This is a genomic window from Mycobacterium fragae (assembly GCF_002102185.1).
Classification (GTDB): Bacteria; Actinomycetota; Actinomycetes; order Mycobacteriales; family Mycobacteriaceae; genus Mycobacterium; species Mycobacterium fragae.
In genome coordinates this window covers 186,188-203,723 of sequence record NZ_LQOW01000005.1, presented here as the reverse complement: position 1 = coordinate 203,723, position 17,536 = coordinate 186,188, and the positions used below count along the sequence as shown (strand labels likewise).

At 66.4% G+C, this 17,536-nt stretch carries 17 protein-coding genes; 12 read left to right on the top strand and 5 right to left on the bottom strand.

Annotated elements, in window-relative coordinates:
• Positions 1-70: 70 nt before the first annotated feature.
• Together AWC06_RS03710 and AWC06_RS03705 are read left to right on the top strand one after the other, a co-directional pair.
• Positions 71-2,641 (top strand): SpoIIE family protein phosphatase, encoded by a 2,571-nt coding sequence (locus AWC06_RS03710; RefSeq protein WP_085194480.1) that lies wholly within the window; start codon positions 71-73, stop codon positions 2,639-2,641.
• On the top strand, positions 2,641-2,967 hold the full coding sequence (locus tag AWC06_RS03705; protein ID WP_085194478.1) for an STAS domain-containing protein: 327 nt from the start codon (positions 2,641-2,643) through the stop codon (positions 2,965-2,967). The genes AWC06_RS03710 and AWC06_RS03705 overlap by 1 nt, the downstream gene beginning before the upstream one ends.
• Before the next feature lie 24 nt (positions 2,968-2,991).
• Here AWC06_RS03705 and AWC06_RS03700 read toward each other — a convergent pair whose 3' ends face one another.
• A complete protein-coding gene (locus AWC06_RS03700) occupies positions 2,992-3,672 on the bottom strand; it encodes a hypothetical protein (RefSeq protein WP_085194476.1) in 681 nt (226 codons plus the stop codon).
• A gap of 661 nt (positions 3,673-4,333) precedes the next feature.
• Between AWC06_RS03700 and AWC06_RS03690 the strand changes: the two genes are divergently transcribed.
• The 3 genes from AWC06_RS03690 to AWC06_RS03680 all read left to right on the top strand — a co-directional run bounded on the left by AWC06_RS03690 (position 4,334) and on the right by AWC06_RS03680 (position 6,592).
• Positions 4,334-4,561 (top strand): hypothetical protein, encoded by a 228-nt coding sequence (locus tag AWC06_RS03690; RefSeq protein WP_139819892.1) that lies wholly within the window; start codon positions 4,334-4,336, stop codon positions 4,559-4,561.
• 66 nt (positions 4,562-4,627) lie between these two features.
• Entirely contained in the window at positions 4,628-5,761 is a 1,134-nt protein-coding gene (locus AWC06_RS03685) for an acyl-CoA dehydrogenase family protein (protein ID WP_085194471.1), read from the top strand.
• A gap of 42 nt (positions 5,762-5,803) precedes the next feature.
• A complete protein-coding gene (locus AWC06_RS03680) occupies positions 5,804-6,592 on the top strand; it encodes an SDR family NAD(P)-dependent oxidoreductase (RefSeq protein WP_085194469.1) in 789 nt (262 codons plus the stop codon).
• Between the two features lie 9 nt (positions 6,593-6,601).
• Here AWC06_RS03680 and AWC06_RS23210 read toward each other — a convergent pair whose 3' ends face one another.
• Positions 6,602-8,392, bottom strand: a complete 1,791-nt coding sequence (locus AWC06_RS23210) for a DUF7159 family protein (protein WP_169715280.1) — start codon at positions 8,390-8,392, stop codon at positions 6,602-6,604.
• A gap of 96 nt (positions 8,393-8,488) precedes the next feature.
• The gene (locus tag AWC06_RS03670; RefSeq protein ID WP_085194468.1) at positions 8,489-9,601 is read right to left on the bottom strand and encodes an enolase C-terminal domain-like protein; all 1,113 of its coding nucleotides are present in this window, start codon (positions 9,599-9,601) and stop codon (positions 8,489-8,491) included.
• 66 nt (positions 9,602-9,667) lie between these two features.
• On the opposite strand from AWC06_RS03670, the gene AWC06_RS03665 reads away from it, so the two are divergent.
• From AWC06_RS03665 to AWC06_RS03650, 4 genes are read left to right on the top strand one after another with little or no spacing between them, the layout of a single operon-like run.
• Positions 9,668-11,461, top strand: coding sequence for a glycoside hydrolase family 15 protein (locus tag AWC06_RS03665; RefSeq protein ID WP_085194466.1), 1,794 nt, complete (start codon positions 9,668-9,670; stop codon positions 11,459-11,461).
• A 48-nt stretch (positions 11,462-11,509) separates the two neighbouring features.
• Positions 11,510-12,007: an oxidoreductase gene (locus AWC06_RS03660; protein ID WP_227371069.1), complete on the top strand. Its 498-nt coding sequence runs from the start codon at positions 11,510-11,512 to the stop codon at positions 12,005-12,007.
• A 17-nt stretch (positions 12,008-12,024) separates the two neighbouring features.
• The gene (locus AWC06_RS03655; protein WP_085194463.1) at positions 12,025-13,512 is read left to right on the top strand and encodes a molybdopterin-dependent oxidoreductase; all 1,488 of its coding nucleotides are present in this window, start codon (positions 12,025-12,027) and stop codon (positions 13,510-13,512) included.
• Between the two features lies 1 nt (position 13,513).
• Entirely contained in the window at positions 13,514-13,828 is a 315-nt protein-coding gene (locus tag AWC06_RS03650; protein ID WP_085194461.1) for a hypothetical protein, read from the top strand.
• Here AWC06_RS03650 and AWC06_RS03645 read toward each other — a convergent pair.
• Together AWC06_RS03645 and AWC06_RS03640 are read right to left on the bottom strand one after the other, a co-directional pair.
• Positions 13,764-14,150 carry a hypothetical protein gene (locus AWC06_RS03645; RefSeq protein WP_085194459.1) on the bottom strand — a complete coding sequence of 129 codons (387 nt, stop codon included), beginning with the start codon at positions 14,148-14,150 and terminating at the stop codon, positions 13,764-13,766. The genes AWC06_RS03650 and AWC06_RS03645 overlap by 65 nt on opposite strands.
• Before the next feature lie 6 nt (positions 14,151-14,156).
• The gene (locus tag AWC06_RS03640) at positions 14,157-15,188 is read right to left on the bottom strand and encodes a hypothetical protein (RefSeq protein WP_085194457.1); all 1,032 of its coding nucleotides are present in this window, start codon (positions 15,186-15,188) and stop codon (positions 14,157-14,159) included.
• A gap of 141 nt (positions 15,189-15,329) precedes the next feature.
• Here AWC06_RS03640 and AWC06_RS03635 point away from each other — a divergent pair, with 141 nt between their 5' ends.
• From AWC06_RS03635 to AWC06_RS03625, 3 genes are read left to right on the top strand one after another with little or no spacing between them, the layout of a single operon-like run.
• On the top strand, positions 15,330-15,890 hold the full coding sequence (locus AWC06_RS03635) for a hemerythrin domain-containing protein (RefSeq protein ID WP_085194620.1): 561 nt from the start codon (positions 15,330-15,332) through the stop codon (positions 15,888-15,890).
• A gap of 8 nt (positions 15,891-15,898) precedes the next feature.
• Entirely contained in the window at positions 15,899-16,855 is a 957-nt protein-coding gene (locus tag AWC06_RS03630; protein ID WP_085194455.1) for a TIGR03557 family F420-dependent LLM class oxidoreductase, read from the top strand.
• Positions 16,855-17,508 carry a UdgX family uracil-DNA binding protein gene (locus AWC06_RS03625; protein WP_085194453.1) on the top strand — a complete coding sequence of 218 codons (654 nt, stop codon included), beginning with the start codon at positions 16,855-16,857 and terminating at the stop codon, positions 17,506-17,508. The genes AWC06_RS03630 and AWC06_RS03625 overlap by 1 nt, the downstream gene beginning before the upstream one ends.
• Positions 17,509-17,536: the final 28 nt, after the last annotated feature.

Below are 17,536 nucleotides of genomic sequence, written 5' to 3'. Positions count from 1 at the left end.
AGCGGTGGATTGCCACCGATTACGACGTCCGTCGCAGCCGCCCGGCCGACGCCCCGTTACCTTGGCATACATGGACAGCGAGCCGGGCGAATCCGAGTTCACGGGACTGGGCCGGCGCGAGCTGGAGAGCCAGATGCACCAACAGCTCGACGAGCTGCGGGCAGCGCGCGACCAGATGGGCCAACTGGTGCAGGTCATCGTGGAAATCGGCGCCGATTTGGACCTGGATGTGACGCTGCATCGAACTGTCGATGCCGCGATGGAGCTCACCGGCGCCCGCTACGGAGCGCTGGGCATCCGCGGACCCGGCGGTGCAGTCGTCTCGTTCATCCACGCCGGCATGGACGAGGACACCGTGCGGCGGCTCAGCGACCTGCCGGTGGGTGAGGGCCTGCGTATCGACGACCTGAGTGCTCACCCGCAGGCCACCGAACTCCAAGTCCACCAGCCGCAGATACGGGCACTGCTGGGAATACCGATCACCATCCGGGAATCCGACTTCGGCAACCTTTACCTGGCCGATGACCGGCCCGGCCGAGTTTTCTCCGAATCCGAGGAGGGCGCGGTGCGGGCGTTGGCGTCGGCGGCGGCCGTGGCCATCGACAACGCGCGGCTATTCGAGGGAGAACGCGAGTCGGCGAAATGGACGAAGGCCAGTCGTGAAATCACGACCGCGCTGCTCTCCGGTGACCCGCAGACGGGGCCCTTGCAGCTCATCGTGAACCGGGCGCTGGAGCTGGCCGGAGCCGAGCAGGCGATCTTGCTGGTCCCCAGCGAGCCCAATGTGCCCCCCGATGAGGTCGACACACTTGTCGTGTCCGCCACCGCGGGCCGGTACGCCTCGCAGGTCATCGGTCAGCAGGTTCCGGTGGACGGCTCCACCACGGGAGGTGTTGCGCGTCGTGGCATTCCGCTGATCACCGATTCTTTCCAATATCCCATCGAGGGATTCACCGATGTCGGTGAGCGCTCCGCAATCGTCATGCCGCTGATTGCCGACGGCGCGGTGCTTGGGGTTATCGCTGTCGCGCGCAACCCGCAGCAGCCGCCATTCGGTAACGATTACCTAGATCTCGTCAGTGACTTTGCCCGACACGCTGCTATTGCGTTGGCGCTGGCGGCAGGTCGCGAGCACGCGCTCAATCAGCAACTCGCCCAAGCCGACACCGTCGATGACGCGCTGCGAGCCGCAGCCGAGGAACTGCGTCGACTGTGGCGGGCTCGCCGCGTCATGGCCGTTACCTTCTCTCGGCACGGCTCATCCACGGAAACCGCTTCCGGCGCACCAGATCTCGTGTCAGTCGGCGAGCCTGCGCAGTGGCACGACTTGCCAGCCCAGACCCGAGACATGCTCAGCTCATTGCGCGACGGCGAGCTACTCACGCCGAATGCGACGCAGCCCGGGACGGCCGGCATCGCGCTGCAGCATCCCGAGGGGGTGCTCGTCGTCTGGATCGATCTGGCTGAGCAACGGCCATTCACCCTCGAGGACCAGACCTTGCTGACCGTGCTGGCAGGCCGCCTCGGCCAGGGCCTGCACCGCGTGCACCAGGTTGACCAGCAGCGCGAGACCGCGCTAGCGCTGCAACACGCAATTCTCGGCCCCGCTGATCTACCGCGCGGGTTCGCGGTGCGCTATCAGGCTGCCAGCCGCCCCCTACAGGTGGGCGGTGACTGGTACGACGTCGTCGACCTGGAGGACGGACGCATCGCGCTGATCGTCGGCGACTGTGTGGGCCATGGCCTCACGGCGGCGACCGTGATGGGACAGCTGCGCAGCGCCTGCCGCGCGCTCCTGCTCGATCAGCCCAGCCCTAGCGCGGCTCTCGCAGGTCTGGACCGTTTCGCCGCGCGGCTGTCCGGCGCCCAGTGCACCACCGCGGTCTGCGCCGTGCTCGACCCGGACACCGGTGAACTGGTGTATTCCAACGCCGGGCACCCACCCCCCATCCTGGTCTATGCCGACGGCACGACCCGGACGCTCGAGGACGGCCACACCATTCCATTGGGATTACGAGCCAATCGACCTCGCCCCGAAGCCCGTGTGACCATGCCGCCGCGCGCGACCCTGCTGCTCTACACCGACGGCCTGGTTGAGCGGCGCCGACGTGGCCTGGACCATGGCATCGCCCGCGCCTCAGCCCTCGTTCAAGAAGGCCGAGCATCCACACTGGATGATTTGGCGAGCCGGATCATGTCCCGCCTCGCGCCGAGCGGCGGCTATCAGGACGACGTTGCGTTGCTGCTCTACCGCCAGCCCGCCCCCCTGGAGATGCGCTTCCCCGCCCACGCTGACCACCTCGCCCGTACCCGCGCCGCCTTGCGCAGCTGGTTGACCCGAGCCCGGGTTGATCCGGGGCAAAGTTATGACGTGCTCGTCGCCGCCGGAGAGGCCGTCGCCAACGCCATCGAACACGGTCACCGCGATAGTCCGGAGGGCCTAATCACCCTGCGCGCGACCGCTCTGGTGGACCACGTGCAGTTGACCATTGTGGACACCGGCTCGTGGAAGTCGCCAGAACCGGCAACCAATCCGCATCGCGGCCGGGGTATCACGATCATGCGAGCACTCATGCAGGATGTGACGATTCAACCCGATACGGCCGGAACAACAGTTCACTTGTCCGCGAGGATCACCTGATGCCCACATCGCTCACCCTCGACACCGTGCGTCGCGACGGAAAACTCGTGCTGATCGCGGCGGGGGAAATCGACCTAAGCAACGTCGACACATTCACTCGAGCCCTCACCACGGCCGTCACGGAGAGTGCGGGCAGCAAGGCGAGGGTCACCGTCGACCTCAGCGAAGTGGAGTATCTGGACAGCGCCGCCGTCAACGCGCTGTTCGCCCACGCCGAGCATATCCACCTCGTCGTCCGCCCCCTTTTGATCCGCGTCTTCACCGTGAGCGGCCTAAACGAATTGGCCACTATTGAGACCGCGCAGCCGAAGCAGAACCCTGGCTAGATAGCCAGCCGGCGGGGTCGAAAACTAATCGTCTATCTCCCCGGAAATCCCACGCTCGATCCTTGCCTGGGTCGCGGGCGGCAACACGATCAGACCGTCGAGTTCCTTGCAAGCGAGGTCGTATGCGTGCTGACGCTCCTGTGGAGCCGCGGCCGAATCCGATACCACGCGCAGGAGGCTCTGAGCGCGCGCGATCCGCTGCTGCTCGTCCTGGGCAAAGCCGTTGCGACGGGTGCGAACTGCCTCCGCCTCAGCGACATTGAATGCGCTTACATATTCCTGAACCGCGGCCAGATACTGTTCCGCTGCCTCTCGGTCATCGAGAAGGTCTTCCGCTTTCACCGGGCGCAGGAAGTCCGCTCGCAGCTTGGCCTTGTGGAAGGCCGTCGTAAGCGGATTACGCATGTCGGTCATGAGCGGAAAGTCCAGAAGCTTCGCGAAGTCGAGTTCATACTCCAGCCAGCGTGCGTCTGTACGGCTGTGCTCTTCCACGACACGTTTGATCGACGCCCATTGGGCGGCATGGTTGCTGCCGGCGCGTGCTGACGGCGCGGCGGCCGGCAAGTCGTCTGGGTGCCCGGCCCGATCCCGGGCTTGCATTCCTCGCCGCTGGGCGGCAGAGAACGCCTTGACCGCGGCGATGATCATCCCGGCCAGCGGCACTATCAGGAGGAGTAACTCTGCCAGCCGGAACAGCAAGCCCATATGGCGATGATGCCACCAGGGCCGGCGTCAGCGCGGGCTCGAATCAAACCCAGACGTAGAGACGAGGAGCGCTAGGTTCGTCTCGCTGAAATGAAACGGGTGTGTCAACGCCGGCGAGTGCGACGCGAATCGCCTCCGCATCGGCGGAGACGGCAACGATGGTCCCGATGTGGTACTTGTGCTCGTCGTCCCACCTGATGGCGGCATGGCACCCCAGATGCCGCACGGAAAGCTCCTCCGGCGCGACTTGGGTCGGCTTCGCCGGGGACACAGGCGCTCTTGGGCTCGGATGATCATGCGCCGGTCCGGCATCCTCCGACCATGCACGGTCGTCGCCGAAGTACTCGACATCGTCGCTGCTGCGCTCAACGCGAGTCACCGCGGACTGCAACCTCTTGGAGGCAGGCGCATCGTCGTCGACCCAAAGCTTCCAACCCGGTGGAGGCGGCGGCCACGAGGGGTCCGGCGACCACCCGGCTGGCGGCACCCAACCCTCAGGCGGCTTAGGCCAGTTCGGCGGAGGGTTGTAACGCATCGACATTCACCCTTCAGCTTGAGGGTTCGCACTGAATCAACCATATCCGAGCGGCGGTCGGCCCACCGCGACATGCCACGACGCGAAACCGTGCGTGCATCGCGTTTCGCGGGCAAGATGTCCGGCGTGGCTATGCACGAGGGGCGGGCCCTCGCGGACATAAATCTCAGTGGCGTGCCGCTGGCGACCGAGCTTGAAGCCTTCCTCTGCCGGCGTGATCCGCGCTTGAAAAATGTCCAGGTGAGGCGCGCCGTTCCGACGGGGGACATCGAAACGCGGGTCCAGCCCAACAAGCGCTGGTATGAGGTCACGTACTGGACTGACGACGAGGAACCGGACGAAGCGGACAGTTGATCGCATGACCGGAAAGGATGCGCCGTGACGGGAGTGCGTGATCGGGTCGTCGATCGAGCTCGTGGGATGCGTGACCTGGTGCGGTCTGAAGCTGCGGAGTCCGAGCGGTTGCGCACGCTTTCCGCGCCGATCGTGGAAGAGATGTGGGCCAGTGGCCTGATGTCAGCGTTCAATCCCGTGGCGGCGGGCGGCGTCGAACCATCATTGGCGGAGATGATCGAGACGTGGATCGAAATGGCTTGGCAGGACGGCTCTTTCGGCTGGATCGGTATTGCAAACCTGCCGTCGGCGTTCGCCGCAGCGACCTATCTTCCCGACGAGGGTTTCGCGGAGCTGTTCACCCGCAACGACAACCGCGTCGCCATCGGCGGCCAGTACTTCCCCAACGGTCAGGGCGTGGTCGTCGACGGCGGGTACCGGCTTAGCGGCGCATGGAATTTCGGCTCCGGCACCGCTCACTCGGCCTATATCGGTGCCGGCTTCTTCCCGATGGACAACGGTGAGATGCGCTGGGTCAGCGAGGGCATTCCGGAAATGCGCGTTGCGTTTCTGCCGCGGGAGCAGGTCACCTTTACCGACGGATGGTATGTGCAGGGGCTCAAAGGTACTGGCTCCTATGACTACAACGTCACCGACGTGTTCGTGCCGGAGTATCGAACGATGCCGTTGTTCACCCGTGAGCCTTTCCGGGGAACCTCGGCGGCCAGCCGCATGGGCCTGATGCCTGTCACCGCCGCCGGCCACGCGTCGTTCGCGTTGGGTGTCGCCAAGAGCATGCTCGACGACGTCGAGGAACTCGCGGCCACCAAGGTGCGGATGAGTGACATGGCGACGCTGGCCAGTCGTCCGACTTTCCAAAAGGGTCTCGCCCATCACGTGGCGGCGTGGCGGGCGGCGCGTCTTCTGGTCTTCGACGCCTTCACAGCGGCCGAGGCGGCACTGGACGCCGGTGACGAGCTCACGCCCCGACTGCGAGCCGACATGCGGGTGGCCGCGGTGTACGCCACCGACACGGCACGAGCATGTGCCGAGTGGGCCCATCTCGCGGCGGGCACCACATCGATCCGTGAGGGCAGCCGACTCGAGCGCGCTTTCCGCGATATCTACACCGGCACTCAGCATGCCTTCATCAGCGAGAAGGTGGCGATGGACGCAGCACAGATCTGGCTTGGCATCGCTGAGGATCATTTCGGACTCTGACTGTGCGCCAACCGAATTCGCCTGTTACGAGAGGACCGCTAAATGGTGAGCGCTGATCGCGCCCGTTCGCGCACATTCGTGGTGACGGGCGCGGCATCCGGCATCGGCCTGGCCACCGCCCAGCGCCTGGTGGCCGAAGGTGCAACCGTCGTCGGGGCCGACATCGCCTCGCCGCCAGACCTCGGCCCGCAGTTCCGGTTTGTGACGGCCGACGTGACCGACGAAGCCGCGATCGCTGCGGTGCTGGCCGCTGTGCCCGACCGCCTCGACGGGGTGGTGCATGCTGCCGGCGTCGCCGGCGGCGGTCCGGTCCACCTGCTCGACAAGGCCGAATGGGACAGGGTGATCGGAATCAACCTCACCGGCACGTTTCTGGTCGTCAAGGCCGCGCTGGCCAGGATGATCGAGCAGCCCCGCGTCGACGGTGAACGAGGCTCCATCGTGACACTGGCCAGCATCGAGGGCCTTGAAGGCACGGCGGGCGGCAGCGCCTACAACGCCGCGAAGGGTGGCGTCGTCCTGCTCACCAAGAACATCGCGCTCGACTATGGCCCGAGTGGCATCCGGGCCAACGCCATCTGCCCCGGCTTCATCGCAACGCCGATGACCGACAGCGTTTTTGACATTCCCGGGATGGAGGATCCGAAGGCTTCGATCACCGAGGAGCATGCCCTGCAACGGTTGGGGGAGCCGGAGGAGATCGCGGCGATGGCTGCCTTCCTGTTGTCGCCCGACGCGTCGTTCGTCACTGGTCAGGCCATCGCCGTCGACGGCGGCTACACAGCCGGCCGCGACCACGGAGTGGTTCAGCTTTTCGGCTTGCCGCGGTAATTCACGCTCTCAGAAGTGGAATCCCGGAAGCGGGAAGTGGAAACCCGGCATCACCGGGGCGGCGGGAACCGGCATCCGGGGGGCCGCCGGAGCCGGCATCGTGGGCATCCGGGGAGCGGCTGGAGCCGGCATCGTGGGCGCCTGCGGGGCCTCCGGTGCCGGCATCAGCGGGAAATGCGGGGCCGCGGGGGGAGGCAATTGCATGGGAGGCTGCGGGTCCGGCACGTTCACGGGCGGCTGCGGCGCGGGCATCAGCGGGAAATGCGGGGCCGCGGCGGGTGGCAGGTTCACCGGCGGCTGGGATACCGGCTCGCGTACCGGGGGGATCGGCTGGTAGATGGGAGGGGCCGGCTCGCGCACCGGGGGGAATGGCTCGCGGATCGGTGGGAACGGCTGGCGCACCGGCGGGTAGGGACGGTGCACCGGCAACGGTGACCGCACCGGAGGCTGGGGAGCCGGCAGCTGCACCGGCGGCTGTGGGGCCGGCGCCTGGACCGGGGGCGGCACGCGGACGGGAGCCGGGGGCGGCACGCGGACGGGAGCCGGAGCCGGCACACGGACCGGCACCGGAATCGGCACGGGCACAGGTGCGGCAGGAACCGGCACGGGTGCGGCCGGAACCGGCACGGGCGGTGGTGCGGCCGGCGGCGGAACCGCGGGCGCCGGCACGTTCACCGGCGGGGCCGCCGGCGCCGCGGGCAGGTGAACGGCAGGCGGTTCGGGTGCCGCAACCTGCGCCGCCGGCGGCGAGGGCGCCTGCTCGGTCGGCACGATGAGAGCTTGGCGTGGAGTGGGCCGCAACGCCACCGCAGGCCGGATCCCCATCGCCAGCGCGATCTCCAGCGCCAGAGCAGCGGTCACCACGATGACCGCCAACACGCTGCCGACCAGCAGCATCGGGCTGCGCCGCTCCAGAACCGCGTTCAAGCCGCCGGCGGCGATAACAGCGGTCGGGGCGTCGGCGTCTTCGTCGGGGATCGCACTGTAGGCCAGGTCTTCTTCGCTCAGCTCGGCGTCGGGGCGATTAGCGGTGACTTCCAGGTAACCGGGCGAGACGGCGTAACGGTCCACTACGCCGGTGCCGGGATCTTGTGCGTAGGCCAACGCCGCAGTGGACGAGGCGAATAGCGGCGCGTTGGCCGACGCCAGCGCCGCGCCGCGGGCCAACGCGGTGTCCGGCTCCTCCGGCGCACTCACGGGCAGCCGGGTCGTCGCCTCCAGCGCCGGCTTGATCGGCGCGATATCCACACCGCAGCCCACGACGAACAGACCCTGCGGCCGGGTCTCCAGCCACTCGGCGTCGGCGACCATCGCCGCCAGCTCGGTGACCGGGTCGTCGCTTCGCAGCGGGCGCCGGTAGACGTCGGTGACCGAACCGTCCGCGGAGTCGACGACTGCCAGCGTGGCGGTATCCGGCTCGACGAACAGCATCGCGGTGGTCGCGTAATTCATTGCCTGGCCGACGGTTTGGGCCAGCGCAGCGGCAGCCAAAAAAGCCGAGACCAGCATGACGTTCTCGACCTTGCGGGCGGCCAGCGCGTCCCGCAGCGCCGCGGCATCAACCGGGTCTGTCCAGGTCACTCCGGTCGACGTCAACTGGTAGCCGGCTTCGGCGGCGCTTTCGCGGGTACCGAGTATGGCGGCAATCACCTGGTCGGCGCCGCCGAGGGTCGCTGCGTCATCGGCGGCAGCGACCTCGAAATTCTCTTCGTCGACGGTCACGCCGTCGGCGTTTTCGCCCTCGACCAGCACCATGCGAATCGTCGCGGGTGCCATCGATACCCCGAGAACGATGTCCACTGCACCTCCAAGTGCCCCGCGCGAGCCGCCGCCTGGATACGTCGCAGCAGGACAAGATGACGTTACATCGTCAGGATTAGTGCCAGCTGTGAAATTTCAGGCCACCCGGAACTGTTCCAGGTCAGCCTGTTTGACGGTCAGCCCGTGGCCCGGCGCCGTCCGATCCGGGCGCAGCAGGCCGCCCGGTTCGGGATCGATGGTGCCGTCGAAGGCCAGTCCTTCGATGCGGACGTGATCGTGGAAGTACTCGAGATGGCGCATGTGCCAGACCGCGGTACCGACCTGACCACTGATCTGCGGCGCGCAGTGCAACGACAAGTCCATGCCGCGCGCATCGCACAGGGCGGCGACCTTGAGCACACCGGTGATCCCAAGGGCGCGAGTGACATCGGCCTGCAGGCAGTCCACCGCTCCTGCGTCGAGCATCTGGTGGAAATACGGCAGGTGATAGCCGTACTCACCGGCGGCGATGTCCATACCCGCCGGGCCGTGCTCGCGTAACTGGTGCAGGCCGTCCAGGTCGTCGGAGGTCACCGGTTCTTCGAACCACCGCACGTCATAGTCGGCGAAGCGCTGGGCCCACAGCAGGGCCTGCTTGCGGTGGTAAGCGCCATTGGCGTCGACGAACAGCTCCACGTCATCACCGATCGCCGACCGCGCCGCCTGAACCCGGCCGATGTCGGCGTCCGGGTCGCTGCCGACCTTCATTTTGACCCGCGGGATACCGGCGTTGACCCAGCCACACAGCTGCGCGCGCAGGGCGTCGTTGTCGTACGAAGTAAATCCGCCGCTGCCGTAGATCGGAGTGGCGTCATGCACGGCGCCGAGCGCGACCACCAGTGGTTCGTCGAGCAGTCGAGCCCGCAAGTCCCACAGCGCGATGTCGACTGCCGAGATCGCCTCGGAAACCACACCTGGCTTGCCCAGATTGCGAACCGCATGCTGCATGTCGGCCCACCGGGCCGGCGGCTGCAGGGCGTCACCGTCCTTGACGACGTCGGCGAGCTTGGCGGCCACCACCGTCGCGACGGCGGTGCCGGCATACGTGTAGCCGGTGCCGACCTGGCCTCCGGCGTGCACGCTCACCAGCACGAGGGTGGTCGAATCCCACGACAGCGTCCCGTCCGCCTCCGGGGCGTCCGTGGGAATGGAGTACGCGGAGACTTCGACGGATTCGACGGGGATCGCTGATCCGGCACGCAAAGTCATGTCCGGTGACTACCCGCAACGCAAAGCGGGTATGCGGCGCCCGGGTATCCGATGCGAAGGGACACTATGCAAGACACCCCACTGCGCGCCGACGAGTTTCCACCGCATGTGCTTCGCGAGTATGCGTTGCTCGCCGACGGCGAGCGCGGCATCGTCGTCGGGCCGCGCGGCGACTGTTGCTGGATGTGCTTGCCCCGCTGGGACAGCCCCGCGGTGTTCACCTCATTGCTCGGCGGCACCGGCGTGTACGCGGTCGCCCCGGATCATCCGCGCTACGTCTGGGGCGGCCGCTATGAAACGCGGTCGTTGATCTGGCGGTCCCGGTGGGTGACCACCGACGGCATCGTCGAATGCCGCGAGGCACTGGCCTTTCCGGGCGACCCGCATACCGCGGTGGTGCTGCGTCGTATCCGCGCGTTGGACAAGCCGATGCGCATGCGCATCACGCTGGACATCCGCGCGGGCTTCGGCGCCGAGCGCATGCATGAGCTGGCCTGCCACGACCGCATCTGGAACGGTCGTTCGGGGCCGCACCGGTTCCGCTGGGCCGGAGCGGCTGACGCGCAGCGAGGCGACGACGGGTCCCTGCAGGCGATCGTGCACGTCGTCCCGGGGCACGACCACGACCTGGTGCTGGAGGTTGCCGATCGGGAACTGCCTAAGGACCCGGCGCGGCCCAACGACGCCTGGCGCAACACGGAAAAGGCTTGGGCCCAAGCGGTTCCAGCAGTCTCCGACAGCTTGGCCGACGACGACGCGCAGACCGCCTACGCGGTGCTGCGGGGCATGACGGGCAGCAGCGGCGGCATGGTCGCCGCGGCGAGCATGGCGCTGCCGGAGCGGGCAGAACAGGGTCGCAACTATGACTACCGCTACTGCTGGATCCGCGACCAGTCCTACGCCGGGCAGTCCGTCGCCGTCGCCGGCGTGCACCCCTTGCTCGACGACGCGGTGCACTTTGTCAGCGAGCGGGTGCTTGCCGATGGTCCGCAGCTCAAGCCGGCCTACTGCATCACCGGCGACGCCCCGCCGGGGGAGCAGGATCTCGACCTGCCGGGGTATCCCGGCGGCGCGGTCAAGACCGGCAATTGGGTGACCGACCAGTTCCAGCTCGACGCCTTCGGCGAAGCGCTGCTGCTGTTCGCTACCGCTGCCCGGCTGGACCGCCTCGACAAGCAGCACTGGCAAGCCGTGCAGACCCTGGTCGACGCCATCGAGAAGCGCTGGCGTGAGCCCGACGCCGGGATCTGGGAATTGGACGACCGGCGCTGGGCCCATTCCCGGCTGATCTGTGCGGCCGGCCTGCGGCGCATCGGCGAGGAGGCGCCCGCGCGGCAGGGCGCAGAGTGGCAGCATCTGGCTGACCGATTGATCACCGATGTCGACTCCGACTGTCTGCATCCGGACGGCAGATGGCAACGCGCACCGGATGATTCGCGAATCGATGCGGCTCTGCTGACGCCGACGATCCGCGGGGCTATTCCGGCCAACGATCCGCGCAGCATCGCTACCGTCGAGGCGGTGCGTGCGGACCTCGGCCGCGATGGGTTTGTGTACCGGTTCCGGCCGGACGAGCGACCGCTCGGCGACGCGGAGGGCGCGTTCCTCCTGTGCGGATTTCTGATGGCGCTGGCCGATCATCAGCTGGGCAACGATCTCGCGGCCGTTCGGTGGTTCGAACGCAACCGCACGGCCTGCGGTCCGCCGGGCCTGTTCACCGAGGAGTTCGACATCCGTCAGCGGCAATTACGCGGAAACCTACCGCAGGCTTTTGTGCATGCGTTGTTGTTCGAGACGGCGCATCGGCTCGCCGATTCCGGCAGAGTGTCCGTCGGCACCGGGACGGGAGGCGGCCGATAGACCTGCGGCAATGGTTTGCAGGGCGGCGCGGCGGGGTACCTAGCCGCCGTGGCTCCTGTCGACAGAATGCTCGTCGAATTGTGGAAGCGCAGCCGCGTGTACCGGATGTTGCGGCTGGGCGGCTATGTCGCCTTCGACCTGCCACGCACGGTGACCGCGCTGGGCGGACTGCTGCTGCTCGGCATCGTCGTGGCACATCTGTACGTGCTGACCACCCAAACGGCGCTGCCGGCGTACTTCGTCGTCTACGCCGTGGTGTTGATCGTGGGTTGCCTGGCGGCGGCCGGAGCCATGTGGCTCGCCCTGAACCCCCATGTGCCGCAGTTGGGTTGGCTTTTGGGTGACCTGATTTCGGTCGTCTTCCTCGGCCTGTATCTGGCCAGCCGCGCGGCCAGCCTGCCGGGGCTGGTGGCGTTGACCGGCCGCTGGGACGTGGCGCCCGGTTCCCTCGCGGGGGCTTTCGCGCTGGGCTTCATCGCGGTGCACATGTCGGTGCTGTTGGGCATCAATGTGGCGTACCCGCAACGACAGAACTGGCGCGACTAGCGGGAGGGGCATCGGCGATGACGTTCAACTACCCGGTGTGGCTGCGGATCGACCATTGGCTCAATGTGCTGTTTCTGACGTTGCTGTTGCGCAGCGGGATCGAGATCTTGGGCACTCACCCGAAGTTGTATTGGCACGAGGACAGCAAACCCGGCACCGAGTGGGCGCGCTTTACCACCAAGGAAATGCCGACGAACAAGTTGTACGACACCCTCGATGAGGAGGAGTCCTACAGCTCGATCGTCGCCCTGCCCGGCCACAAGAAACTGGGGATGGGCCGGCACTGGCACTTTTTCGCGGTGATCGGGTGGATTCTGGTGGGGCTGTCCTACTACATCCTGCTGTTCGGGACCGGCCAATGGCACCGGTATTGGCCCTATTCGTGGGAGATATTCCCGGATGCCTGGAACGACATCGTCGCCTACATGACGTTCAACCTGCCGCCGCTGCTGCCCAGTGAGCCGCTTGATGCCATCCAGAAGCTGGCCTACGCCGCGGTCATCTTTGTGCTCGCGCCGTTTCAAATCCTCACCGGCGCCGCCCAATCGCCGGCCATCGAGGCGCGGTTCCCCTGGTATGTGCGGATGTGGGGCGGACGGCAGTGGGCGCGCAGCCTGCATTTCTTCGGCCTGCTCTCCTTCCTGATCTTCATCGTGATCCATCTGTCGATGGTGTTCTTCTGGGGCTGGGGCCAGCTGAATGCCGCGATGATCTTCGGCTCGGTCCGCAACATCAACTGGGCCACGTTCTGGTCGTTTGTGATCATCGGTGCGATCGTCGCCGTCCACGTCGCCGCCACGGTGTGGAGCCTGCGACGGCCTGATCAGGTTCACCGAATACTCGGCGCGATCAATACCCGGGCCAAACTCATGCTGTTGCGCCCCTTGGATTCTCGGCAGAACTATCCGGTGGAGAAGCTGTCCAAGGAACATCGCGTCAACGGCAAACCACCCTGTTCCAGCGAGTACAAGGTGATGGCGGTGCACAACTTCGTCGACTGGCGGCTGCGGGTCGGCGGTCTGGTGGAAAATCCGGTGACACTGGATCTCGCGGCGCTGCGAGCGCTGGGGGAACCGGAAACTCAACGGGTGCTGCACAACTGCGTGCAGGGCTGGACGAGCATCGGTCAATGGAGCGGCCTGCACCTGAGCAGCTTGGTGGAATACGTCAAGCCGCTGCCCCAGGCACGCTACATCTGCGTCCTCACCATGCAGGACAACAGCCGCGACGAACCCAGCTCGGATGGATTGGGGCAGTTCTACGAAGTGATCGATCTCGAACTCGCGTACAAGCCACAGACCATCCTGGCCTACGAAATGAACGGCCACCCTTTGCCGATCAAGCACGGCGCGCCAGTGCGGCTGCGGATCGAGACCCAGGTCGGGTTCAAGATGGCCAAATGGATCAACCAGATCGAGTTCGTCGACGACCACCGGGGCATCGGGATGGGCTTCGGCGGCTGGCGGGAGGACAACATCCACTACGACAAGGATGTGGAGATCTGAGATGACCCACCCCCGTCCCGAACTCGTGAGCCTGAATTCCGCTGAGCGCGAATGTGTTCTCAAGCAGGTCACCGCCAAAGGCGGACACTGCGAGAGCTGCGGCGGCACCGATCTCGAAGTGGGCGACGCACTCTATCTCGGTTTTCTGTTCCTCGACGAGGACGACGACGCCTACATGGTGGCGCTGACGTGTCGCAACCCGGATTGCCCCGAGCCGCGGACCGGAATCAGGCTACGCGAGAAGGACTTTCTCATCCGCGACGCAAACGCAGCCCGCGCCGCGAGCTGGACCGTCGAGCTCCCCGATGCCGTTTAGCTTTAGCGGGCGGGCTGTCGGTGAACACCGGATGAGCCAGGTCGAATCGATCGATCAGTTCCGATAACCCGCGCAGCTCGTCGCACAGCGATTGAAAGCGGCGTTCGTCGGCATCGCTGAGGACGCCCTGCGTGCTGTAATGCACCAGTCGGCGCAGCCGCCCGGCCAGTGCAGCGCCCCACCTGATGCTGAAGTCGTAGTCTTCGCCTTCCTCCAATTCGTCTTTCTGACCCAGCTTCTTCAGCGCCTGGATCTGCTCGTTCAGCAACTCGAAGTCGTCGTCGATGCCGATCGGCGTTTGGCTTTCCGGTGTCGCGGTCATCGGTCCTCACAGGTGCGGCTTGGCGACGCCGATCACGTATTGCGCGCCGCGCAGGGTGAGATACACCCGGTGCGGCCCGATCGCCATCCCGGACAGCGGCGCCGACTTCGCCCGCCCGGCGGGCAGACTCGAGCGGTAGTCGACAACGTGGATCACATTCATGGTGTCGTTCGGGTATCCGCCGAAGCTGTTGGTTTCAAGCGTCACCAGTTGCCGGTCGGTGGCAGCGTAGATCCGGGTGTCGTCGGTTCCGAGGTAGCGGATCGGAGCCGACGGCAGGGGTGCGCGGCCGACCACTTCCAACCCTCGTCCGCCCCATTGGGAGTCGACCGAATAGAGGATGGCGTGGGCGTGGTCGGCGACGTAGGTGCGGGTCACCTTTGTGTTGTTGCCCGCCGACACGGCGACGTTTATGGCCAGCGCGCCGCGTTCCTCCGGAGGCGACGAGGGGCCTTTGTAGAACCGGATTCCCGACGGGGCGAAGAGGTGATAGGCGATCTCGCGGCCGCGATTGGAGCCGTCGATCGAGTCCGCCCGATCCCCGGTGACCTTCGCGGCCGGCAACTTCCGGTAGCCGTACTCCTCCACCGGTGTCACCGTTGATCCGTCGGCCGACAGCGCCAGCAGGATGCGCATGCCGGCATCTTCGGACAGGTAGTCCGGGGCGGGGCCGGCGTCGAAGTGGTCGACGGACTGCAAGCTGGCGATGTCGACGACGGCGACTGTGCCACGCTGCGGCTCCGGCACGAAGACCTGCCCGTCGTTTATTTGGTTGATCTGTAGATTGCGCCCGGCTTCCAGCGGTGCGGACACCGTGGTTTGCGCCGTACCGGCATTCTCGACGCCGCTGACCTTCGCCACTCGATGGTCGTCGGTGAGCGCGAGCAGGGTGTGGCTGCCGTACGACCACACCGGGTTGTGCAGCGCCGCGCCGACCGCGGTCAGCGTCACTTCGGGTGTGCTCTCCGGCTGTCGCGGAGACGAACACCCGCCGACGACGAGAGCACCTGCGGCGGTCACGGCACACCAGCGCCACATACCGGTGGTCACGATCGATGCAGTACCCGGACAGCCGCCTCGCTACACCTGAGTTTCGTCGAACTGGCCGCCGGGTAGCCAATGACCGCGCGCACCACAACCAGCCCGGCGCGCAAAATCCGGATACTGCAGGAGGAAATCATGGCAGCGCCTGCCGCCGACACACCGACGGACGTCGTCGAATTCCTCGTCGGCCAGCACGATCAGATCAAGGACCTGTTCGCCGAGACGCTCAAGGCCACCGGCAAGGATCGGAAGGAGCCGTTCATCAAGCTGCGGCGACTGCTCGCCGTGCATGAGACCGCCGAAGAGGAGATCGTTCACCCGCGCGCCAAGCGCAAGCTGCCCAACGGCAGAGACGTCGTCGCAGCGCGGCTGGAAGAAGAGCACGACGCCAAGAAAGTGCTCGCCCAGTTGGAGAAGCTCGACGTCAGCTCGCAGGAATTCACCACCGAACTGAGCAAGTTCCGTGACGCGGTCGTGCAGCACGCGGAGAAGGAAGAGAAGCAGGAGTTCGCCAAGCTGCAAAAGGAATTGAGCAGCGAGGAGCGGGAAAGGATGGGCCGCGCCGCCAAGCTTGCCCAAGCGATCGCACCGACCCGCCCACACGCCGGGGTGGAATCCCAGGTGGCCAATCTGATGGCGGGACCGTTCGCGGCGATGCTGGACCGGGCCCGCGACGTCATCACGGGTAAGCGCTGAGGCCGGTCATGGCGAGTCTGGGTTACTTCCTGTCCTGCGAGGAATTCCCGCCCAATGAGTTGGTGCGCCAGGCCGTTCGAGCCGAGGCTGCCGGCTTCGAACGGCTCTGGATTTCCGATCACTTCCATCCGTGGAACGACAAGCAGGGCCACAGTCCGTTCGTGTGGTCGGTGATAGGCGCGCTGTCCCAAGCGTGTTCGCTGCCGGTGACCACGGCGGTCACCTGCCCGATCATGCGGATCCATCCCGCGGTGGTCGCCCAGGCCGCCGCCACCAGCGCCACGCAGCTCGACGGGCGGTTCGTCTTGGGCCTGGGAACCGGGGAAGCACTGAACGAGCACATCACCGGCCAGCATTGGCCGACATCGGCGATCCGGCGACAGATGCTCGAGGAAGCCGTCGAAATCATCCGCAACCTCTTCTCCGGCGAGCAAATCAGCCACCACGGTCGATATTTCACGGTGGAGAATGCCCGCATCTACACCGTGCCTGCGCAGCCGGCTCCGATCTATATCTCCGGTTTCGGCCCGCACGCCGCCCGGTTGGCGGGGCGGATCGGCGACGGTTATCAAAGCACGATGGATTCACCGGAGCTGCTCGCCGCGTTCCGCGAGGCCGGCGGCGAAGGCAAACCCACCCAGGCCGGCTTCAAAGTCTGCCACGCCCCGACGACCGAAGACGGCGTCCGCACCGCTCATGATTTATGGCCAAACGAGCACCTGCCCGGTGAATTGGCCCAGATCCTGTCCACGCCAAGCCATTTCGAGCAGGCGTCGAGTTTGGTTCCCGAGTCGACGGTCGAGCAAGCCGTGCCGTGTGGACCGGATCCCAAGCCCTACATCGAACGGATTCGCGCGTTCCTCGACGTCGGCTACGACGAGGTGTACATCCAGCAGATCGGTCCCGAACAAGACCGGTTCTTCGACTTCTGGGAGTCGGAGATCGCACCCGAGTTCGCGGCCTGATGGCTACGCCAGCCGGGGCCGAACGCTACCTGCCCGAGGACCGCAGCTTGGACTCGCTGGCGGCCGCGGCCAGCGGTTGTCATGGCTGTGCGCTGTACAAGAACGCGTCGCAAACCGTGTTCGGGCACGGGCACCCGGATGCGCCGATCATGTTGGTCGGCGAGCAGCCCGGCGACCGCGAGGATGTCGAGGGGCTGCCGTTCGTCGGCCCCGCCGGGCGGCTGCTGGCCCGTGCGCTCGACGACGCGGGCATCGATCCGGATTTGACGTATCAGACCAACGCCGTCAAGCACTTCAAGTTCACCCGCAAGAACGGCAAACGACGGATTCACCAGAAGCCCAGCCGTACCGAGGTCGTCGCCTGTCGGCCCTGGCTGATCGCCGAGATGGAGACGCTCCAGCCGCAGGTGGTGGTGCTGCTCGGCGCGACAGCCGCCCAGGCGTTGCTCGGCACGTCGTTTCGGTTGACGGCCCATCGTGGCGAGCCCGTGCATCTGCCCGACGGCGACGGTCTGCGGCTGGACCCCGAGCCGCTGTTGACTGCCACGGTCCACCCGTCCGCGGTGCTTCGCGACCGCACCGATCGCGAGAAGGCCTACCAGCTGTTTGTGGAGGACTTGCGTACCGCACGCAGCGGTCTTACCACCGTTTGACAGGCGTACTCGCGGGTATACGTCGGCT

Bases quoted from the DNA above. Each gene is read 5' to 3' on its own strand.
- AWC06_RS03700 (WP_085194476.1), bottom strand. From the start codon at position 3,672: ATGGGCTTGCTGTTCCGGCTGGCAGAGTTACTCCTCCTGATAGTGCCG.
- AWC06_RS03625 (WP_085194453.1), top strand. From the start codon at position 16,855: ATGGCTACGCCAGCCGGGGCCGAACGCTACCTGCCCGAGGACCGCAGC.
- AWC06_RS03635 (WP_085194620.1), top strand. From the start codon at position 15,330: ATGGCAGCGCCTGCCGCCGACACACCGACGGACGTCGTCGAATTCCTC.
- AWC06_RS03645 (WP_085194459.1), bottom strand. From the start codon at position 14,150: ATGACCGCGACACCGGAAAGCCAAACGCCGATCGGCATCGACGACGAC.
- AWC06_RS03680 (WP_085194469.1), top strand. From the start codon at position 5,804: ATGGTGAGCGCTGATCGCGCCCGTTCGCGCACATTCGTGGTGACGGGC.
- AWC06_RS03705 (WP_085194478.1), top strand. From the start codon at position 2,641: ATGCCCACATCGCTCACCCTCGACACCGTGCGTCGCGACGGAAAACTC.
- AWC06_RS03670 (WP_085194468.1), bottom strand. From the start codon at position 9,601: ATGACTTTGCGTGCCGGATCAGCGATCCCCGTCGAATCCGTCGAAGTC.
- AWC06_RS03650 (WP_085194461.1), top strand. From the start codon at position 13,514: ATGACCCACCCCCGTCCCGAACTCGTGAGCCTGAATTCCGCTGAGCGC.
- AWC06_RS03630 (WP_085194455.1), top strand. From the start codon at position 15,899: ATGGCGAGTCTGGGTTACTTCCTGTCCTGCGAGGAATTCCCGCCCAAT.
- AWC06_RS03710 (WP_085194480.1), top strand. From the start codon at position 71: ATGGACAGCGAGCCGGGCGAATCCGAGTTCACGGGACTGGGCCGGCGC.
- AWC06_RS03685 (WP_085194471.1), top strand. From the start codon at position 4,628: ATGCGTGACCTGGTGCGGTCTGAAGCTGCGGAGTCCGAGCGGTTGCGC.
- AWC06_RS03665 (WP_085194466.1), top strand. From the start codon at position 9,668: ATGCAAGACACCCCACTGCGCGCCGACGAGTTTCCACCGCATGTGCTT.
- AWC06_RS03640 (WP_085194457.1), bottom strand. From the start codon at position 15,188: ATGTGGCGCTGGTGTGCCGTGACCGCCGCAGGTGCTCTCGTCGTCGGC.
- AWC06_RS03655 (WP_085194463.1), top strand. From the start codon at position 12,025: ATGACGTTCAACTACCCGGTGTGGCTGCGGATCGACCATTGGCTCAAT.